This is a genomic window from Poseidonibacter parvus (genome assembly GCF_001956695.1).
GTDB lineage: Bacteria > Campylobacterota > Campylobacteria > Campylobacterales > Arcobacteraceae > Poseidonibacter > Poseidonibacter parvus.
Genome location: NZ_CP019070.1, coordinates 1,165,593 through 1,185,416, shown reverse-complemented (window position 1 = coordinate 1,185,416; position 19,824 = coordinate 1,165,593). Strand labels below are relative to the sequence as shown.

23 protein-coding genes are annotated in these 19,824 nt (G+C 26.2%); 10 read left to right on the top strand and 13 right to left on the bottom strand.

The annotated features are described in order from the left end of the window. The first annotated feature begins 1 nt into the window (after position 1). Complete coding sequence (locus tag LPB137_RS05900) at positions 2–1,831, top strand: sensor histidine kinase (protein WP_076085688.1); 1,830 nt, start codon at positions 2–4, stop codon at positions 1,829–1,831. Here the strand turns inward: LPB137_RS05900 and LPB137_RS05895 are convergent. The 5 genes from LPB137_RS05895 to LPB137_RS05875 form a co-directional block, all read right to left on the bottom strand. Further along, a complete protein-coding gene (locus tag LPB137_RS05895; RefSeq protein ID WP_083657144.1) occupies positions 1,826–2,710 on the bottom strand; it encodes a uroporphyrinogen-III synthase in 885 nt (294 codons plus the stop codon). The two genes, LPB137_RS05900 and LPB137_RS05895, sit on opposite strands and share 6 nt — an antisense overlap. Before the next feature lie 14 nt (positions 2,711–2,724). After that, positions 2,725–3,975: a response regulator gene (locus LPB137_RS05890; RefSeq protein ID WP_076085685.1), complete on the bottom strand. Its 1,251-nt coding sequence runs from the start codon at positions 3,973–3,975 to the stop codon at positions 2,725–2,727. Beyond that, positions 3,972–5,186, bottom strand: coding sequence for a response regulator (locus tag LPB137_RS05885; protein ID WP_076085682.1), 1,215 nt, complete (start codon positions 5,184–5,186; stop codon positions 3,972–3,974). Before LPB137_RS05885 ends, LPB137_RS05890 begins: the two co-directional genes overlap by 4 nt. Positions 5,187–5,279: 93 nt before the next feature. Continuing rightward, a complete protein-coding gene (locus LPB137_RS05880) occupies positions 5,280–5,696 on the bottom strand; it encodes a DUF3010 family protein (RefSeq protein ID WP_076085680.1) in 417 nt (138 codons plus the stop codon). A gap of 97 nt (positions 5,697–5,793) precedes the next feature. Further along, positions 5,794–6,228 (bottom strand): hypothetical protein, encoded by a 435-nt coding sequence (locus LPB137_RS05875; RefSeq protein WP_076085677.1) that lies wholly within the window; start codon positions 6,226–6,228, stop codon positions 5,794–5,796. A gap of 125 nt (positions 6,229–6,353) precedes the next feature. On the opposite strand from LPB137_RS05875, the gene LPB137_RS05870 reads away from it, so the two are divergent. The 7 genes from LPB137_RS05870 (at position 6,354) to LPB137_RS05840 (ending at position 10,685) form a co-directional block, all read left to right on the top strand. Then, complete coding sequence (locus tag LPB137_RS05870) at positions 6,354–6,797, top strand: DUF2721 domain-containing protein (protein WP_076085674.1); 444 nt, start codon at positions 6,354–6,356, stop codon at positions 6,795–6,797. Positions 6,798–6,833: 36 nt separating this feature from the next. Continuing rightward, a complete protein-coding gene (locus tag LPB137_RS05865; RefSeq protein ID WP_076085671.1) occupies positions 6,834–7,211 on the top strand; it encodes a DUF302 domain-containing protein in 378 nt (125 codons plus the stop codon). Further along, positions 7,208–7,891 (top strand): class I SAM-dependent methyltransferase, encoded by a 684-nt coding sequence (locus LPB137_RS05860; protein ID WP_076085668.1) that lies wholly within the window; start codon positions 7,208–7,210, stop codon positions 7,889–7,891. The genes LPB137_RS05865 and LPB137_RS05860 overlap by 4 nt, the downstream gene beginning before the upstream one ends. Further along, complete coding sequence (locus LPB137_RS05855; protein WP_076085665.1) at positions 7,891–8,289, top strand: hypothetical protein; 399 nt, start codon at positions 7,891–7,893, stop codon at positions 8,287–8,289. Before LPB137_RS05860 ends, LPB137_RS05855 begins: the two co-directional genes overlap by 1 nt. A gap of 2 nt (positions 8,290–8,291) precedes the next feature. Beyond that, positions 8,292–8,717, top strand: coding sequence for a hypothetical protein (locus LPB137_RS05850; protein ID WP_076085662.1), 426 nt, complete (start codon positions 8,292–8,294; stop codon positions 8,715–8,717). A 96-nt stretch (positions 8,718–8,813) separates the two neighbouring features. Then, a complete protein-coding gene (locus tag LPB137_RS05845; protein ID WP_076085659.1) occupies positions 8,814–9,788 on the top strand; it encodes a DUF438 domain-containing protein in 975 nt (324 codons plus the stop codon). Positions 9,789–9,848: 60 nt separating this feature from the next. After that, a complete protein-coding gene (locus tag LPB137_RS05840) occupies positions 9,849–10,685 on the top strand; it encodes a ribonuclease H family protein (RefSeq protein ID WP_076085656.1) in 837 nt (278 codons plus the stop codon). Here LPB137_RS05840 and LPB137_RS05835 read toward each other — a convergent pair. Together LPB137_RS05835 and LPB137_RS05830 are read right to left on the bottom strand one after the other, a co-directional pair. Next, the gene (locus LPB137_RS05835) at positions 10,682–11,143 is read right to left on the bottom strand and encodes an Lcl C-terminal domain-containing protein (protein WP_076085653.1); all 462 of its coding nucleotides are present in this window, start codon (positions 11,141–11,143) and stop codon (positions 10,682–10,684) included. The genes LPB137_RS05840 and LPB137_RS05835 overlap by 4 nt on opposite strands. A 48-nt stretch (positions 11,144–11,191) precedes the next feature. Further along, complete coding sequence (locus LPB137_RS05830) at positions 11,192–11,413, bottom strand: hypothetical protein (RefSeq protein ID WP_076085650.1); 222 nt, start codon at positions 11,411–11,413, stop codon at positions 11,192–11,194. A gap of 147 nt (positions 11,414–11,560) precedes the next feature. Here LPB137_RS05830 and LPB137_RS05825 point away from each other — a divergent pair, with 147 nt between their 5' ends. Continuing rightward, a complete protein-coding gene (locus LPB137_RS05825; protein WP_076085647.1) occupies positions 11,561–12,529 on the top strand; it encodes an aldolase catalytic domain-containing protein in 969 nt (322 codons plus the stop codon). A 233-nt stretch (positions 12,530–12,762) separates the two neighbouring features. Here LPB137_RS05825 and istB read toward each other — a convergent pair whose 3' ends face one another. Further along, on the bottom strand, positions 12,763–13,530 hold the full coding sequence (istB, locus tag LPB137_RS05820; RefSeq protein WP_076085329.1) for an IS21-like element helper ATPase IstB: 768 nt from the start codon (positions 13,528–13,530) through the stop codon (positions 12,763–12,765). After that, positions 13,517–14,560 (bottom strand): IS21 family transposase, encoded by a 1,044-nt coding sequence (istA, locus tag LPB137_RS05815; RefSeq protein ID WP_076085331.1) that lies wholly within the window; start codon positions 14,558–14,560, stop codon positions 13,517–13,519. The genes istB and istA overlap by 14 nt, the downstream gene beginning before the upstream one ends. Before the next feature lie 69 nt (positions 14,561–14,629). Between istA and LPB137_RS05810 the strand changes: the two genes are divergently transcribed. Then, positions 14,630–15,316 (top strand): DsbA family oxidoreductase, encoded by a 687-nt coding sequence (locus LPB137_RS05810; protein WP_197682256.1) that lies wholly within the window; start codon positions 14,630–14,632, stop codon positions 15,314–15,316. Positions 15,317–15,352: 36 nt separating this feature from the next. On the opposite strand, the gene LPB137_RS05805 is transcribed toward LPB137_RS05810, so the two are convergent. The 4 genes from LPB137_RS05805 to LPB137_RS05790 form a co-directional block, all read right to left on the bottom strand. Further along, positions 15,353–15,574: a hypothetical protein gene (locus tag LPB137_RS05805; protein ID WP_076085641.1), complete on the bottom strand. Its 222-nt coding sequence runs from the start codon at positions 15,572–15,574 to the stop codon at positions 15,353–15,355. A 46-nt stretch (positions 15,575–15,620) separates the two neighbouring features. Continuing rightward, positions 15,621–16,793, bottom strand: coding sequence for an alanine racemase (alr, locus tag LPB137_RS05800; RefSeq protein WP_083657142.1), 1,173 nt, complete (start codon positions 16,791–16,793; stop codon positions 15,621–15,623). 123 nt (positions 16,794–16,916) lie between these two features. Then, positions 16,917–18,428 carry an alanine/glycine:cation symporter family protein gene (locus LPB137_RS05795; RefSeq protein ID WP_083657140.1) on the bottom strand — a complete coding sequence of 504 codons (1,512 nt, stop codon included), beginning with the start codon at positions 18,426–18,428 and terminating at the stop codon, positions 16,917–16,919. Positions 18,429–18,569: 141 nt separating this feature from the next. Continuing rightward, positions 18,570–19,808: an NAD(P)/FAD-dependent oxidoreductase gene (locus LPB137_RS05790; protein ID WP_076085635.1), complete on the bottom strand. Its 1,239-nt coding sequence runs from the start codon at positions 19,806–19,808 to the stop codon at positions 18,570–18,572. Positions 19,809–19,824: the final 16 nt, after the last annotated feature.

The window sequence follows — 19,824 nt, the reverse complement described above, 5'->3', positions numbered from 1 at the left end:
AATGATTAAAAGGACTAGTTTAAAAGCTAAAATTATACTTTATTTTATAATATTTGCAACAATACCTTTATTATTAGCTTCAAGTTGGATTTTATTCGAGATGTATAAGGCAAAGGAAGATTCAGTTTATAATAAACATCTGCACTTAGTAAAGATTGTAGAAGAAGCATCTAATAATATTATTTCAAATATCGAATATGTAGCTAGATTTATAAAAGACTCATATCCTTCGAAAAAACATAATCTAATTGAAAATATATTAAATGTTCAAAAAGATATATCTACTATTTTAATACTTGATAAAAAAGGTATACTAGTAGATTTTTCTTCTAAAACACTAGAAAACAAGGTATTTAAAGGCTTTGATTATTCGAATTCAAAATCATTTTTAAATATTAAAAATTCAGATAAAGAATATTGGTCAGATGTTTATTTATCAAATATAAGTTTGAAACCTGAAATTTCTTATTCATTAAAAATAAATGAAAACTTTTTTGCAGTATTAATTATTAATTTAAGCACATTAAATGATTTTGCAAGTAAGTTCAAAAGTGAAGATGGTACGAGTATGGTCCGTATTTTGGATCAAAAAGGTATTTTTTTAGCAAATCCAGAAAAACCAGAATTAATTTCTCAAAGAATTACAATTAAAAATACGCAATTGTATAAAGAGTTTATATTAAAAAAACAAGAGTATCAACAAATACATTTTGATAGCATTAATAAAGATGATAATATTGGGATATACGGAATATCACAAAAACTCGATTGGTATATAATAGTAAGAGAATCTTATGACTCCTTATTCAAATCATTTAATCAACTTTTATTTCTTATTTCTTGTTTTATTTTATTATTGATTTTCTTGTCAATTTATTTTTCAATAAGATTATTTAAATCTATTTGGAAACCATTAGATACAGTTATAACAAATATGAATAATATGGCACATGATAAATATCATGGAAAAACAGAAAAAACAGAATATATTGAACTTGATAATTTATTAAAAAGTTTTATCTTTATGCAAGATAAAATTATTAATAGAGAGAAAAAAATATTTATCGAAATAGAAAAGAATAGAAAAAAAGATATACAATTATTTGAGCAAACTAAAATGGCATCAATGGGAGAAATGATAGGAAATATTGCTCATCAGTGGAGACAACCATTAAGTGTAATATCCACATCTGCTACAGGTATGAAAATGCAAAAAGAGTATAATATACTCACAGATGAAAGTTTAAATGATGCATGCGAAACAATTAATACTCAAACTCAATACCTGTCTAAGACTATTGAGGATTTTAAAAACTTTATTAAAGGTGAAAGAATTCTTGAAACTTATGATTTAAAAGAATGTATGGAAAGTTTTATTGAACTTGTTAATCCAAGTGCAAAGACAAATAACATAAATTTAATATTAGACTTCCAAGATGACATAAAAATTGATGGTTATCCAAATGAATTAAAACAGTGTCTAATAAATATTTTCAATAATGCAAAAGATGCTTTAATAAGTTTAAATGATGAAGATAAACTAATATTTATAAATACTTATTATGAAGATAAACAAACTCATATTCAAATAAAAGATAGTGCAGGAGGAATTCCTGAAAATATATTAATGAAAATATTTGACCCTTACTATACTACTAAGCATAAAAGTAAAGGAACAGGATTAGGCCTTCATATTGCTTATAATATGATTGTAAACGGTATGAAAGGAAAAGTAAGTGCCACTAACGTTACATATATGTATAACAACAAAAAGTATAAAGGTGCTAGTTTCGATATTACTTTAAATAACCATTTACCTAAAAACCTATAGAGACAAAGCCTTATCAACACAAGATTTAAATGAGGTATCATCTGCAAGTACTGGTTTTATATTTGAAGGAAAATATTTAGCTGTAGTTTTACCAATTGATACAGCAGTAAAAGATTCATCCCATGAAAAAACTTTAAAAAAATACTCAATAGTAGAAGGTGAAGTAAAAATAATCTTTGAATTCTTAGGTATCTTTTTCTTCTTTATCGATTCATCAAATCTATTTTCATAAATAATTTCATCTAAACAATCAATATTATTAGCTTTTAATATGTTTATTAAATCTGAGACAATATTTTTTCCTCTTAGATACAAGACTCTCTTACCTTTTAACTTATTTATTAATTCATAAGCAAATTCATTTCCATGTTTTGTTTTACTAATAAATTCTACATTTCCATCTAAATCTTTTACTAATTTTGCTGTTTGCTCTGAAATCACATAAGAGGGTATTTTTTTCCATTTTTCATTTATAGAATCTATTGCATTTATAGAATTTTTTGATGTAAAAATCAAGGCATCATATCCATCTAATTTAATTTGTTCTTTTGTATAAACAATTTTAAATAAAGGAATATTTTTAGCACCTTTTACTTTTTTATCATTTAATAAAAAAATATCTTTATTTGAATCTTTTACTTTTTCAAGAAATGATGTAAAGCATTTTTTTATTTCAAATTTGTTTTGTGATAATTGAATAGATTTATCTTTTAAAACTTTAAAAAAGATATTATTTTTGCTTAAGTAATATGTGATTTTAAAAAATTCTAATTTTGTATATTTGTTAGAATAATTAACATCTTTGATTAAAATATTTTTCTTAGTATCAAACTCATAATATATTAAGTTAAGTGAGTTAATAATCTCTTTTATATCCATAACTGACCTTTTTATTATATTAAACTTAAATTTCTTTCTTCATGATCAATCTGAAGTTCTAATTCTTCGATAATATCAATTTGATTATCTAATTCTTTTGTTAATTCATTAATACTTTTATTTTTTATATTAAGTTTTGTGCATAAAACTTCTACATTATTAACACTTTTAACTTTTGTATCAGGTGTAGTTTTTTTTGTTTTAAGTAATAAGCTGTTAATCTTTTCTCTTGCATTTTGGCTTATAATTCTTAAATTATCTTCTTTAGTTTTTAACTCTTTTTTATAATAAGCTATTTGATTCGCAAATTTTGAAACTCGCTTTTTCTCTTCAAATAATGAACCTTTAATACATTCAAGTTCTTTGCATTTATCTAGTTGTTTAAATAAAGTATCTATTTCAGCTCTAGCTTCAAGATTAATTCTTCTACTAGAATGAATACTTTGTACAACTTTTTTCTTAAATTCACTCTGTTCTATCTCTTCATCAGTTGATATAAATCTAATCCACATAAACTCTTTTATATCATTATTAAAAGAATTTCTAATAGGAATAATAGTAAGGTAAGCAAAAAATATTTCTTTGTTTTTTGAAATATATTTCATCTTTCCTTCCCACACCTTTCCTAATTTCATTGTATTAGTCATATCTTTTACTTGTTCAACATTTACATCTTTAGCTCTTATCAAACTATGATTTTGACCAATTATTTCTTCTTGACAATAACCTGATGTTTCGCAAAAATATTTATTTGCAAAAGTTATATTACCTTCAATATCTGTTTTATTAACTAAGGCAACATCATTAATTGCATTAATTAATTCTTCTAAGTCTTCTTCTATATCTTCCATAAATTTATCATGATGTCTAGTTCGTGAAGCTTTTTGTACAGAATCAATTAATGTTTTCTTAGAACTGTTTTTTGGTAAATAATCTGTTATATTATATTTGATTACTTCAAAGAGTTTTTCTTGCTCTGTATTATCTGTATGTAAAATAATTGGTATTTCCAAATCTTCATTTCTTATACTTTTTATTATTTCAATTCCATTTATATCTGGCAAATCAATATCACATATTATAAGATCAAAAATAAAAGTTTCATCTTTATTTTTTATAAATTCTTCAATTCCATCTTTTCCTTTATTAACACATATAACTTTGTTAAATAAGCCATCCATTAAGCGTAGAAAATCTTTTTTAATATTTTCATCATTTTGGATATATAAAATATTTATTGTTTTTAAAAACTTATAATTTATCAAACTTTTATCCTATTTTCTTGTTCATTAACTTTTGATGATCTTTTAGTTATTTCATTTGATATTCTTACTATTAATTCTTCTCTTGTTTCTATTTCACTTTGAATTTCTTTTATTTTATTTTCAGTACTAGTCTTTTTATTGATTTTCTCTTGTGTAATAGTTGTAATCTCTTTTATTTTATTGTTAATTCCAATTGAAAGCTGTCTTTGTTTACTATCTAAGTTTGAAATTCTTTTTTCTAGCTCTTTAATTTCTTTATAATACCTTATGCTTAATTCTTTTTGATTAATTAATTCTTCTTCATATTTATTAACATCTTCATATTTTGAGATTTCTGTTTTTAATTCTTGAATTTTATCTTGTGCAACATTATATACTCTTCTCGTTTCTTGTAAGTTATAAAGTACTTTTTTCTTGTAATCTCTTTTTTTATTTTCTTCTTCTGTTGTTAAAAAATTTATACTTATAAATTTATTCTTTTTATTATTAAGAACAGAGGTAATTGTAGTATTTGTATAAAACACTGAGTTATTCTTTGATAAATGTTTTATTTTACCTTTCCAACTTTTAGTCTTTTTAAGCTCATTCCATTGTTCTTCTAATATAGTTTTTGAAATATCACTATGATAAGTAAATCTATAATCTTGTTCAAGTAAATCTTCTTCAAGGTATTTTGAAACTTCACTAAAAAAATTATTTACATAAAGTATTTTCCCATTATCATCAAAGATTGAAACAATTGCTACTTTATTGATTGAATTTAAATATTCTTCTAATTCGTTGATATATGTAGAGTTAGTTTTTTTTTCTTTTTGATTTAAACATTTTTTTTCAATTTCATCTATTATTTGATTTTTTGTTATTGGTTTAAGAAGGTAATTGCTTGCACCATTTTTAATAGCACTAATTAAATCCTGTGTTTTTATTGTACTACTTGTAAAGATAAATGGTATATTAGTATCAACTTTTTTTACATGAGTTAAAAAATCTATTCCACTTAAATGGGTTAAAGAAACTTCACTAATTATTAAATCAATAATAATATTATCTGAAAGCGCATCATTAAATTTATTCATTGCTTCTAATCCATCTGAAGCAAATATAATTGATTTAAATAATTTTTCAAATGTTATTTTAAAGTTATTTATCTCTTTTTCTTCATTCTCAACATAAAGAATAGTCAAAGTTGAAAGAAGTTCTTCGTTTATCATATATTTCCCATATCTAATTTATTTCGATATATTACTATAAAACTTAGAAATAATTAATTAATTATTGTAAAATTTACACTTTTTTACATTTAATTATTTAAAAAGTATAGATAATATAGCTAAATATGATTGTTCTTGATATTTTTTTAGATTTTTAGGATAAGTGATTTCATTTTTTCTTTCATAAGAGGATAGTGCTTGAGGTGATATCAATTTTACCTCAGCATTAGGATATAACTGTATTAAAGCTTCCATTTTAAAAGTTAGTGCACCACCTGAAAAGGCTCCCTTTTTTGAGCGTTTTTTTATTACTATTTTTTCAACTTTTTCATTATTGAAAAAACTATTTATTTCATTGAGGTAAGAAATTATACTTTGTTTATTTTCATCATCGTCTAAAGTGATTTTTTTTATTTTTAAATCAATATAGTCAACAATATCATCAGATAAAAAATCAACAACTGTTAATACTGTATAGTTTGATTTTAATTCGATTCCACATACTCTCATTTAATAATCCTTTTATTAATATTAAATGAGAGTATACAAAATTTTATGATTTTGTTTTAATTTTATGTCAGTTTGTAATATTTAGTCTTTTTTACTCTTAATCTTTTATTTCTTCAAATAAATAAAAGTTCATATTGCCAGATTTTGAATCATAAGAATCACTTTTTTTATCTGTAAATTTATATATCATTTCCATTGCATCTTTATGACAATTTGCATTTCCAATTACTTCTTTTAAATCATCTTTTGTTAAGAAGTTTTGATCATGTCCTTTTTTAAATTTTGAAGCTGCATCTTTATCTACAAAAGAATACTTTACGATATTAAAATTCTTTTTTACATCAATTCTTGCTTTTTTATTAGCATCTTCAAATCTTAAAATTCTATTACCATTTGAAGAAATTTTCATAGTTATCGCACTTTCAATATCTTTTGTATCTTCTGTAATAATATATTCTTTTCCATTAATCATTATTTCATTGTTATCAAGTCTTTTGATTTCTTTAATACTTGTCTTTTTCCCTTTAGCCACTTTAGCTCCTTTTGTAATATATATTATATGATTTTTTAGCATTATATCTAAATTAAAACAATTGAATTAGTAAAATCAAAATTATGATAAACTTCTATACAAAATACAAACTATAGGCATATAATATGATTACAGCAATAACACAAGAGGGAGTAAACACAGTTTCTCATCTAATACAGCTTTCAGTCGCACCTGTTTTTTTACTAGCGGGTGTGGCAGGCTTACTAAATGTTTTTACAGGAAGATTATCAAGAATTATTGATAAAGTAGAAAAATTTGATGCTACTAGTATAAATAATGAGCATGAAGATAGAAGGTTATCACTAACACTTAGAATGCAAAATATTAACTATGCAATTTCTTTATGTACTATGACTGGACTATTAATAGCACTTGTTATTGTAACAATGTTTTTAAGTTCAATATTTCAGTTTAATGGTTCAGTATTTATAGCAACTTTGTTTATCTTTGCAATGCTATCTTTGATTGTTTCATTAATTTTATTTCAAAAAGAGATATTTTTTACTACTTCTTTTATAAAAAAGAAGAAAGCCAGTTTAAAAAAATAGTATATTATAATTACGAAAAATTATTAGGGAATTAAAATGCATTATATAGAACAATCAGAAAAAAGCGTACAAGAAGTAGTTGATACAATACAAGAAATCGTTTCAAATTATAGTTTTGGAGTATTACATATTCATAATGTTAAAAATACACTAAATTCAAAAGGAATAGATTTTGAAAACGAATGTCAAATTTTAGATGTTTGTAATCCAAAAGTTGCAAAAGAATTCTTAAGTTCTGATATGTCTTTATCAGTAATTATGCCATGTAAAATTTCAGTTTATAAAGATGAAGGAATTACAAATATTGCAATGAATTCTTTAACTCAATTAATTGATGATATTAACCCTGATTTTATTGAATTAGCGCAAAGTACACAAGAAACACTATTAAAAATCATTGATGAAGCTAAATGATAGAGTTTGATGCAGTAAAATATAAACAAATGGTAAAAGAACACCATGAAAATGATGAACCTTTTTCATGGTGTGATTCTGTTTATACAGATGCACAAGGTGATTATAAAGCAGTATTTTGGGCAGATTTAGAAGCAAGTCCTTATTTAGTAAAGTGGCTTGAAGAAAATAAAAATCAATTAACAAGTAACTTACAAGATAAAAAAGCAATAGTAATTGGATGTGGAGTTGGTGATGACTCAGAAGCTTTAAGTGATTATGGATATAAAGTAACAGCTTTTGATATTTCACCTGAAGCTATTAAACTATGTAAGAAAAGATACCCAAATACTAAGGTTGATTATCTAGTCGCTGATTTATTTGATTATGATAAAGCATGGCTTGAAAATTTTGATGTAGTTTATGAGTGTAACACTATACAAATTCTTCCTGGAGAGTATAGAATTCAAGCAAGAATTGCTATGTCAAATTTATTAAGTAAAAATGCTCATATCTTAGTATCATGTAGAAGCAGAGAAAAAAATGAAAAAAAAGATGAAATACCATTACCTTTAGATTATGAAGAAATTAATAAGTTTGTAACAGATGATAAACTAAAAGAAATTAGTTTTAAAGCTTATAATGATAATCAAACACCTAGTATTCCTCATTTTTTTGCAGTTTATAAGAAAGAAGTTTAATGAAAAATGATAAAATTCCAAAACTAGAAAGAATTTTAGAAAAACCTATAAAAGTTTTTGGTAAACAATTAAAAATTATTAGAGTAATACTAATTGCAGGTGCGGGTATTTTATATACGGGAATGCTATTTAATGAAACTCACTCTTATACGCCTTTAGTATTTTTAATTTTACTTTTAATTTTATTAGGAATTTCAGCATTTTTAATGTTTAAAAGAATTTTATACTTTGGAAAGTATAATCTTGAATGCTCAAGTGCAGGTGATGTTTATCTTACACAACTTCAAGGTATTTGTCCAAAGTGTAAAGGTTCGTTAAAAATAGTTAAAAAAGATAATACAAAAAAAATCTTATGTGATAAAAACGATACTCACATTTGGAACTTAAAGGAAAAATAAAATTGGAAACAGAATTAATTATACATTCAAGTTTACGTTGGATAATACTAATTACACTTTTAGTGCATTTATATTGCATTTATACAGGATATTTTAAACATAAACCATTTACAAAATTTAATAATATCTTCTCTCATGTAACTGTTGGTTTCATTCATTTACAGTTTGTTGTAGGTTTATATGTTTACTATACTAGTGAAAAAACAAGTATTTTTTTAAGTGATGTAAAAGGCTCTATGGCAATTAGTGAATTAAGATTTTATGCAGTTGAGCATAGTTTAATTATGCTAATAGCAATAATTATAATAACAATTGGTTCTTTTAAAGCAAAAAGAATTGAAGATGAAAGAAAAAAATACAAAACTCAAATCATCTATTTTACAATTGGTTTAATTTTAATACTTGCAGGAATTCCTTGGAATATGTAAGTTAACTACATAAAAAACTAAAAATTGATAAATATCATGGAAAATTGTATTCATTAAGTTATATTTAAAAGAAAAAACTTAAGGAATATAATTTACATGAATGATTTATCAAATATACAAAACTTTCAAGAAGGTCATCCAGTAAGGGTCTATCTTGAAGAAAATATACTAACAAGAAAACTTTTTCAAGAACTTTTACAAACTAATATGCAAGAAGACTACCAAAGGTTTTATAATATCTTTAATCAAATCTGTGAAATCGAAAAGCACTTTGCAAGAAAAGAAAATCAGCTCTTCCCATACTTAGAAAAATACGGATGGACAGGTCCAAGTCAGGGAATGTGGGCTTTTCATGACCAAATTAGAGAAGAGATTAAATTTGTAAGAAAAAAAGTTGAAGCAAAAGATTCAAGTGACATTTTAAATGATGCTATGAGTCTATTTAATAGTATAGATCATCTTTTACAAGTAGAAGAAGGAAGACTTCTTCCAAGAGCACTTGAAATGTTAAATGAAGATGATTGGAAAGAAATGTATGAAGGAGATAAAGAGATTGGTTGGATGTTTGCAGATGCTCCTGTTAGATATCCTGAAGTAAAAGAAGAAGATTATGTTCACCCAAGTGAAGATAAAAAAAGAAGAAAACTACCTTTTTCACTTGAAGATAGAACACATTTTGATGAAGGTTATTTAACTCCTGAACAAGTTAATTTTATTTTTAAATTCCTTCCTATAGATATTACTTATGTTGATGAAAATGATATTGTAATTTTTTACAATAGAGGTGATGATAGAGTATTTCCAAGAAGTGCAGGAATAATAGGACGTGAAGTTAAATTTTGCCATCCTCCAAAAAGTGTTGACCAAGTACTTAAAATACTTGAAGAGTTTAAAGCAGGACGTCAAGATACGGCTGAGTTTTGGATTCAATTTAAAGGCAAGTTTATTCATATTAGATATTTTGCAATTAGAGATGAAGAAAAAAACTACAAAGGTGTAATTGAAATGTCTCAAGATATTACAGATATTAAAAAACTTGAAGGTGATAAAAGACTTTTAGATTGGGCATAAATAAAAATAGATAAATGTAGTTTTTTTTGATATAATCAGCGAAAAAATTATGGATAATTTATGCAAATCACTTACGAATTTATACACCTTATTTCCTTTGAGGAAACACTAAATAAAGAGCAATGTAAAATATTAGAACTACCCTTCCCTTGTGAAGACAACTGGAAAGAAGTAGTTCTAAATAAAGATATACTAAAAAATGATGCAAATAGACTTATGCTTTTAAAAGGTAAACTAGCATTAAAAGCACAAGAACAAATATTAAAAAACTACAATATGGTTTTAGAGTTTAATAATATAAAGACACCAAATAAAACTACAAGTAACAAAGTTCAAGAAACATCAAAAACTAACACACAAAATACTACACAAATAGATGAAGATGAAGAGCATATTAGAATTTATTGTGATGGAGCATGTTCTGGAAACCCAGGACTTGCAGGAAGTGGTTTAGCTATTTACTCAAATGAAAGAAACCCAGTTTTATTACATGGCGATTTTGTAGAAAATGGTACAAATAATATTGCAGAATTAAATGCACTTTATCAAGCTTTAATAATAGCAAAGCAAACAAGTTCTAAAAATATTATTACTATTTATTCTGATTCAAAATATTCTATTGATTGTATTACAACTTGGGCTTATGGATGGAAAGCAAAAGGCTGGACTAAAAAAGGAGGAGAGATTAAAAACCTTGAACTTATTAAAAAAACTCATGAACTATATGAGAGAATAAAAGATTTAATAGAAATCAAACATGTAAAAGGTCATGCTGGAATTGAAGGTAATGAGCTTGCTGATAGAATGGCAGTAACTGCTATAAAAGAGCAAACTACAAACTATGAGATGTATTCTTATGACAAGATAGAAGAAGTTTTAAACTTAACTTCTTACTAATCTTTTATCATATTACGAACACATCTAACATAGGCTTTACCAGTTCTATCATTATCATAAGAAAAGCCATCGCTGAAGTAAATTCTTTTTACTTCTGTGGAATCTTTCAATGTAATATGTTCACCTAATTGTGTAGTTTTATATAAAATTGTCCAATAATGACCAGAAGCTGTATATTTGAATATATCATTTATAGTGGGTTTATATACTTCATAATCACCTAAACTTAATAACTCTTCATAAGTTGGAAGCCTCCAATCTTTCTTATCTTGTAAAGCTAAGCTATTACAATGATTAATAGAATCCTCTAAAAAAAGTTTTGTTTCTTGTGATTGCTTATTATCTTGCCATTGAAGATTTAATTTCTTATCAATTACTGTTTGATCATCTCTTATAAATTCACTCTTTGCAAATAAGTCTAGTATTATTAAAATAGATATAAATAGTATTCTTTTCATTATAAATTCCTTTTATTAAATCATCATATCTAATACTATAACAAAAATTTATTTACTAAGTGCTTCCTTACATTTTAATAGTAACACATTTTCATCATTGAAAACTTCTTTAATAAAATTGAAATTATCTTGACCCATTTTCTTTTTACACATTTCTAATGTCAGTGCAGTTTTTTCTTTCTTTGTAATTGTTTTATTTACTTCTGTAGCTTGCGCTGATAAAGAAGAAATAAAAGCTATGCTTATAATTGTAAATATTAGTTTTTTCATTAAAATTCCTTTGTTTAGGACAGTATACATATAATCTTTATTTAATTCATTGAAATAAATCAAGGTTTATCATATATTTAAAGATGAATTGAGCAGTGTTAAGATATTATTTGGAAAAATATTATTAAAAGAGAATAGGAAATATTTATGATTGAAAGAAAAGGTTCAATACTAACTGTAAGAGAAGACATAAAAGTATTTGATTGTACTATAAGAGATGGTGGTTTAGTAAACAATTTTCATTTTACAGATGAGTTTGTAAAAGCACAATACGACACATGTGTAGCAGCTGGTATTGATTATATGGAAATTGGAAAAAACAATTCACCTTCAATTATGAGTGAAGAAGAGTTTGGACCTTGGAATTTCTGTAAAGAAGAAGATATTAGAAGAATTGTAGGAAACAACGATACTAATATGAAAATTGCAGTAATGTCTGATATTGGAAGAACTGTAAATGAAGAATTACTTCCAAAAAGTGAATCTGTAGTTGATATGATTAGAATTGCAACTTATATTCATCAAATTCCTGCTGCAATTGAACTTGTAGAAGAAGCACATAAAAAAGGTTATGAAACGACTATTAATATTATGGCTATTTCAAAATCATTTGATGATGAATTAACTGAAGTTTTAGAAACAGTTGCTAAATCTAGTGTTGATGTAATTTATATTGCTGATTCATTTGGTTCATTTTACCCTGAGCAAATCAATAAATTAACTGAAAAATATTTAACTATTGCACAAGCACATGGTAAACAAATTGGTATTCATGCACATAATAATATGCAATTAGCATATGCTAATACTATTGAAGCATTAACATATGGTACAAGTTTTCTTGATGTTACAATCTCTGGATTAGGAAGAGGTGCTGGAAACTGTCCTATGGAACTTTTAATTGGTTTTTTAAAAAATCCAAAATATAAATTAATGCCAGTATTAAAATTTATTGAAGAGTTTATTATTCCATTAGAAAAAGAACTTGACTGGGGTTACTCAATTCCATACATGTTAACAGGACAATTAAACGAACATCCAAGAGCTGCGATGAAAGCTAGAGATGAAAAAGACACTAACTATAGAGACTTTTACAGAAACTTACTTGCAGAATAATATTAAACTTTAATAAGATAAAAAAAGAGTAACTAGTTAGTTACTCTTTTTTTAAGTTATATTTTAGAACATTCATTCTATTATTTCATATCCCAATATAAAGTGAAAATATGAAAAAAATATTAAAAGCAATACTCTCAATAACAATAATTTCCCAATTTTCTTTTGCTGCTGTCAAGTGCAATCCAAAAATGCACCAATATGCAGTGCAAAAGTGCACCACTTTGTAACACCTATTTATTAGAAATATTTAACAATCCAGCTTCCCTTTTTTGTTTCAATCTATAGCTTTCACCTGTAACATTTATTAAATGTGAGTGATGAATTAATCTATCTAATATTGCTGTTGTTAATGCTTCATCATTATTGAGTACCTCCTTCCATTTTGTAAATGATAAATTTGATGTAATTATTATTGATCCTAATTCATATTTTTTATTAATTATTTGAAAAAATAAATTAGCTTGATTTTCATTGAACTTTACATATCCAAACTCATCAATAACTAAAAGTCTTGGAGTACCTATAACTCTTTTAAAGTAGTTATCAAGTTTATTTTGAGATTGTGCACTTTCAAGTTGTATAATTAAATCGCTTGCAGATATAAATTTAGTTTTTATTCTTTTTTGTGTTGCTGCATATGCTATTGCACTTGCCAAATGTGTTTTTCCAACTCCACTTGGGCCAAATAGTAAAATATTTTTAAATTCATCTATAAATCTAAAAGTTAGAAGCTCATTTATTAGTGTTTTATCAACTGATGAAGATTTATAATCGAAGCTATCAATTGTTTTTATTTTAGGCAACCCTGCTATTTTTAAAAGCATATCTTTACTTCTTTGTTCTCTTCCTATATTTTCAAACTCTAATAATTTATGTAGATATTCACTATAAGACATTTTCTCTTTTGAAGCTGTATCTGCTAAGTGTTGATACTGTTCTAAAATACCAGGAAGTTTAAACTTTGAACAATATTCATTAATTGATTCATGCAGTAGCATACGAGACTCCTAACACTTTTTCATAATCTGAAATTGTTGTATGATATTTTATATCTATATTTAGTTTCTCTAAATTTATACTGTTAGTTATATGATTATCTTCTTGTTTATTTTTTACTTCTTTTACACTTGAGTAAAATGGCTGTAACAAATGTTTCTCTTCTTTAAACAGATCAATTGGCTTTTTCTTTGTTGTATCATGGATTCTTGAGTTTGCCATTTCTAACCAAGTAAATACTTTATTATTTAGTAAGTCACAATTCATTTCTACTTGACTACCTTTTAAAGCAGCTTTTAGTGGTACATAGAAGTTACGTTTTAAATATAGATTAAATCTTTCCACTTTTCCTTTAGTTTGTGCACGATAAACTTTACATAATTTTGGAATAAAATTATCTTTTGCAAACTCTAAAAAATCATTATTAAATCCATGTTGATTTTTCCCATATTTATCTCTTTGTATTACTACTGATTTTAAATTATCATAGAGAAGTGTTTGTGGAACTCCACCAAAGTATTCAAATGCTTTAACATGGCAATCTTGCCAAGTCTCTTGTCTCATATTATCTGTAAAATATACAAATGCCATTCTACTAAATCCTAATACCATAACAAAGCCATATACAGGATTTTTCCCTGTTCTTATAAATGTCCAATCAACTTGTGCTTGATAAGATGGCTTTGTCTCAAATCTTATTACTTCTTCTGGAGCTGAATCTATTTTTAATGAACTTAAAAATGTTTGTAATATTCTCACTTTTCCATCATATCCATATTTCTTTATCTCTTCATATATTACACTTGATGGAATATTATCTGGTAAAGCTTGTTGTACTCTGGAAATTATATATTCTTTATATGGATCTAATTTTGATTTATACTGAATATTTTTATAAGATTTTAATTCATTTTCTTTTAATCGTTTTGAAACTGTTCTTCTATTCAATCCAACTATTTTTGATATAGCTCTTATACTATATCCTCTTTTATGTAAAGTATGTATCACGGTAAATTCCTCTTTATCAATCATACCAACTCCAAATATTTTATTTAGAGTTTATTGTATTTATTTCTATTAATAAAGTGGTGCACTTTTACTTTGCACTACTGGTGTATTTTACCTTTGCACTTGACAGCTGCAGATAAAATCAAAATTGATATCGTATCTGATGTTGTATGTCCGTGGTGTGCAATTGGTTATAAACGATTAAGTGTAGCTATTGATGAGTTGAAACTTAATGAAAAAGTTGAAATTGTATGGCATCCTTTTGAGCTTAACCCTGATATGCCAAGAGAAGGTAGAAATGCGAATGAATACTTAATGGATAAATATAATTTAACTGAGAAAAAGCTTCAAGAAACAAGAAATAGAGTGACAAATTTAGGAAAAGAAACAGGATTTGAATTTGACTATTTTGCTGAAATGAAAAAAGTAAATTCATTTAATTCTCATATCTTACTTAAATATGCAAAAAAATTTAACAAGCAAACAGAATTAAAAGTACGATTACAACATGCATACTTTGGAGAAAGAAAAGATATTAGCCAAAGAAGTGTTTTAAGAGAAGAACTTTTAGCAGTTGGATTAAATGCAGATGAGGCAATGAAACTTTTAGATGATGAAAAAGAAATTAAAGCTATTGAAAATGAAGAGAAGTTTTGGAGAGACCAAGGTGTTTATGCAATTCCAACTATTATATTTAATAATAAAATTGCACGAATGGGAGCAAATAAAACTTCAGAATACAAAGAAATTTTAAAAGATTTAGAAAAAGAACTTAATTAACAGAAATTAAATTTTCTGTTAATTAAAAAATCTATTTTATTTTTTATTCTTCTTTTTTGAAGCTTTAGCCATTTTGGCTTTTTTCTTAGCTTTAGCTTTTGCTAAATCTACATTTGCACCTTTTCTAGCGTTTACTACTTGCTTACCAATCTCTTTATGATTAAAATCAACTAATACAGGATTTTTATTTTGATTAGACTTCATTGCAATCTTATCACCTTTAGTTGTATCAACGCTTGAAGTGTTTTTTCTTGACATGTTTTACCTTAATGTTTATAATTATCGTATTCTATTAAAATTTGAATTAACTTGTAATAAGTTTGAGATAATCTTTATAGTAAATTGCCTTTTCATCTTTTATATATACTCTAGGAACACGTTTATCAACCATACAAACTATTTCATAATTAATTGTATTTAAAAGTTCACTAACACTAGTGATAGAAATTCCATTTTTATCATTTCCACCAAATAAAACAACCTCATCATCAATTTTTGCATCAAGACCACTTATATCAATAATACATTGATCCATACAAATATTTCCTATAATGGGAACTTTTTTATTTTGAAGCATTGTGGATGCTTTTCCTGATAACATTCGAGTTAATCCATCTGCATATCCTATTGGTAGTGTTGCAACTTTTGAATTTTTAGTACATTTGTATTTTAAACCATAACTAACACCTGTACCTTTAGGTATTTCTTTTACTTGAGATATTTTCGCTTTTAAACACATTACTTCTTTTAAATTTACATTATTTTGATTAACATTTTTTGATGGATATAAACCATATAACATAATACCAGCACGAACCATATCCATATTAAGTTCAGGCATATCAATAATAGCTGCACTATTTGATACATGTTTAATAGGAATATTTAAACCATTTTCTTCTAATGTATTTACAATTCTTTTATATTTTTTTACTTGATTGTTAGTATATTCTTTATCAATTTCATCAGCCATTGCAAAGTGCGTAAAAATCCCTTCTATAAATAAGCCTTCAAGTTTACTCATTTGTAAAATAGTATCAATTGTTTCTTGGCTTTCTTGCATACCCAAACGATTCATTCCTGTATCAAGTTTAATATGTACTGTAATTTTTTTATTTGATAAAAGTGCTAATTTTGAAAAGTATTCTGCTTGCTCTAAAGTATAAATAGTTTGAATAATATTGTTTGCTAAAATATCTTCTGTTAAGTCATTTGGAGTGTAACCTAAAACCATTATTTCAGTATTTGGAAAAGATGCTCGTAATTGTATAGCTTCACTTAAAGTAGCAACTGCAAATCTATTAGCTCCATTATCAAGTAAAGTTTGTCCAATACAAACGGCACCATGGCCATATCCATCAGCTTTTATAACTGCTGTAATTAATGTATTTTTATTTACAACTCTTCTTGTTTCTTTCATATTATGAGCTAAATTATCTAAATTAATTTCAGCCCACACAGGTCTTGATAAATTCACGTACATTTCTCCTACTATTCTATAAGGTATAATTTTACCATAAGAATATTTACTAAACCTAAGGTAAGATTTTAATAAGTATAAATAGCTTCACTTATAAAAAGGAAGCTACCATTTATACTTTTATCTATATTTTTTAATTTCTCCAGATTCAATTCTTGAAAGGTAAGATTTAAGTTCTTCTTTAACAATTGGCATTAAGTAATATAACCCAATAATATTAAATATAGACATTGCAAACATTGCAGCATCAGAGAAGTCTATAACTGCACCAAAACTTATACTTGTACCAACAATTACAAATAAACAAAACATTCCTTTATAAACAAGTTCAGTTGTTTTACCTTCACCAAAAAGATAAGTCCATGCTTTTAGTCCATAATATGACCATGATACCATTGTTGAAAAGGCAAACATAACTACTGCAAGTGCTAAAAGATATTCAAAAATAGATGCAGTTTCTGTAAATGCAGCAGCAGTTAATGCAACACCAGTTAGTTCACCTGTATTCATTCCTGAAATAGTAATAACTAAAGCTGTCATTGTACAAATTAATACAGTATCAATAAACGGTTCAAGTAAAGAAACAAAACCTTCAGTTATTGGTTCTTTAGTTTTTACAGCCGAATGCGCAATTGCAGCTGATCCAACACCTGCTTCATTTGAGAAAGTTGCTCTTTTTAGTCCTTGTATTAATGCTCCAATAAAACCACCTGCAACACCAGCACCAGTAAATGCTCCAACAAATATTTGTTCAAAAGCACCGCCTATTTGATCATAATGAGAGATTAAAACAATAAGTGCCATACCAATGTATAAAGCTGCCATAAAAGGAACTAATTTTGAAGTAACAGACCCAATTGAAGGCATACCACCTATGATAACTCCTGCAACAAGTACAGCAAAAACAATACCTGTAACCCAACCATAACCAGGAGCAATTCCAAATGTTTGAACAATCATCGCATTAGCTTGATTTCCTTGAAACATATTTCCTGCACCAAGTGCTGCAAATATTGTCATAATTGCAAAACCAACAGCTAAAAATTTACCAGTTTTTACATTACCTTTTTCTTTAAATGCTTTTGATAGGTAGTACATTGGACCACCAGATACTGTACCATCAGCATTCTCATTTCTATACTTTACACCTAGTGTACACTCCGTAAACTTTGAAGCCATTCCGAATAAACCACAAACAATCATCCAAAAAGTAGCTCCTGGTCCACCAATTGCTAAAGCAACACCAACTCCTGCAATATTTCCAAGGCCAACTGTACCTGATAAAGCAGTAGTAAGTGCTTGGAAATGTGAAACTTCACCAGGTACTTTAGATTTAGGATCAGAATATTTACCTGATACTATATCTACAGATAATCTAAATTTTCTTAATTGTATAAAACCAAAATAAAAAGTAAAAACTATTGCAGCAACAAATAACCAACCAACAATAAGGGGAAAAGTTACTCCATCTTCTATTTTTACACCATAAAAAATTGCACTTGCAAACCAACCAAAATATGTAGTAAAAAATTGATCGATTTTCTGATCAATCCCTACAATTTCCTCTGCAAAACTTAGACTTGGTATACACATCATTGCCATATAAAATAGCACATTCTTAAACTTGTTCATGATATCTCCTTTTATTTTATATAATGTAATAAGACATTACATTATTAATTTTTTGTTACGTAACTATCTAATTATTAATTAATTGATTTAGTAAATAAGCTTTTTTTAACTAAAGAAAGAGAAAAACTCTTTCTTTAAAATCTATCCTTGAAAAAATGATGAAAACAATAAAATATCCGCATTAGTTTCATTTTTCTTATCAATAGTAATAACATCATTGATAATTTTTCCAATTGAAGGGGCAAATGTAATTCCTAACCATCCTAAACCAGTTGCATGAACTAAGTTTTTATAGTTTTCATCAAATCCTAAAATTGGAATATCATTTGGAGTAAGTGGTCTAAATCCTGACCATTCAACAACATCTCTTCTTTCAAATTCATTTGTATATTGAGCTAAGTTTTTATTCATACTATCAATTTGTTTTTTTACAATTGATGGATCTGTAGTTCCAAGTTCTAATTTTGAAGTCATTCTTAGTGTTTCTTTTCTTGGAGTCATTGCAATAAATAGATCTGCAAATAATGATGTAGTTTTAGGCATTAATTCTTCATTCATTTTAAATGTAAGACTATAACCTTTTGCAGGTGTCATCATAAATTTGTTTTTAGCTTGTCGTGCAAGTTTATCATCAGCTCCAGTTGAAAGAATAAATGTTTCAGCTTCATAAACACCTTTAGAAGTTCTTATTTTACTAACTTTTGAACCTTCAAACTCTAATCTATCTACTTCTTCATTTAAAAGAAACTCAACGCCTTTTGCTTCTAAATATTTTTTTAATTCAAGCATCATTTCACCTGGATCAATGTGACCATTTTCTTTTAATAAAATAGAACCTATTACCTTATCATTTAAAATTGGCATATACTCTTTAGTTTTTTCTTTAGAAAGAATTTCATAAGCATCTGGGTCTGTACAATGAGCAGCTTTTGCATCAAATGTTTGTTGCTCTGTATAAATCATTAGTAATCCATCTTTTCTAAAGTGAAAATCCATTCCTTCATCTTCAACCATAGCTTCATACATATCTAAACTAATTTGCCCATATCTTTCAAATAATGCTAATGTTCTTCTTAATCTAGCTTCAGTTGAACTTGCAGCAAACTTTAAAAGCCATTTATATAAATGTAAATTAAATGTAGGATGAACACTTGCAGGTGATTCTCCTTTTAGCATTAATTTAATAGTATCAGTAATAGCTCCTGGAGCACTTAATGGAGCTTTTTTAAATGCTGACAATAATCCTGCATTACCAAAAGATGTACCATTTGTAATATCATTTTTTTCAATTACAGTTACACTTCTACCACTTTTTTGTAAACAATATGCACTCATAAGTCCAATACAACCACCACCTACAATAATCACATCTTTTTTCATTTTATTTCTCCATTAA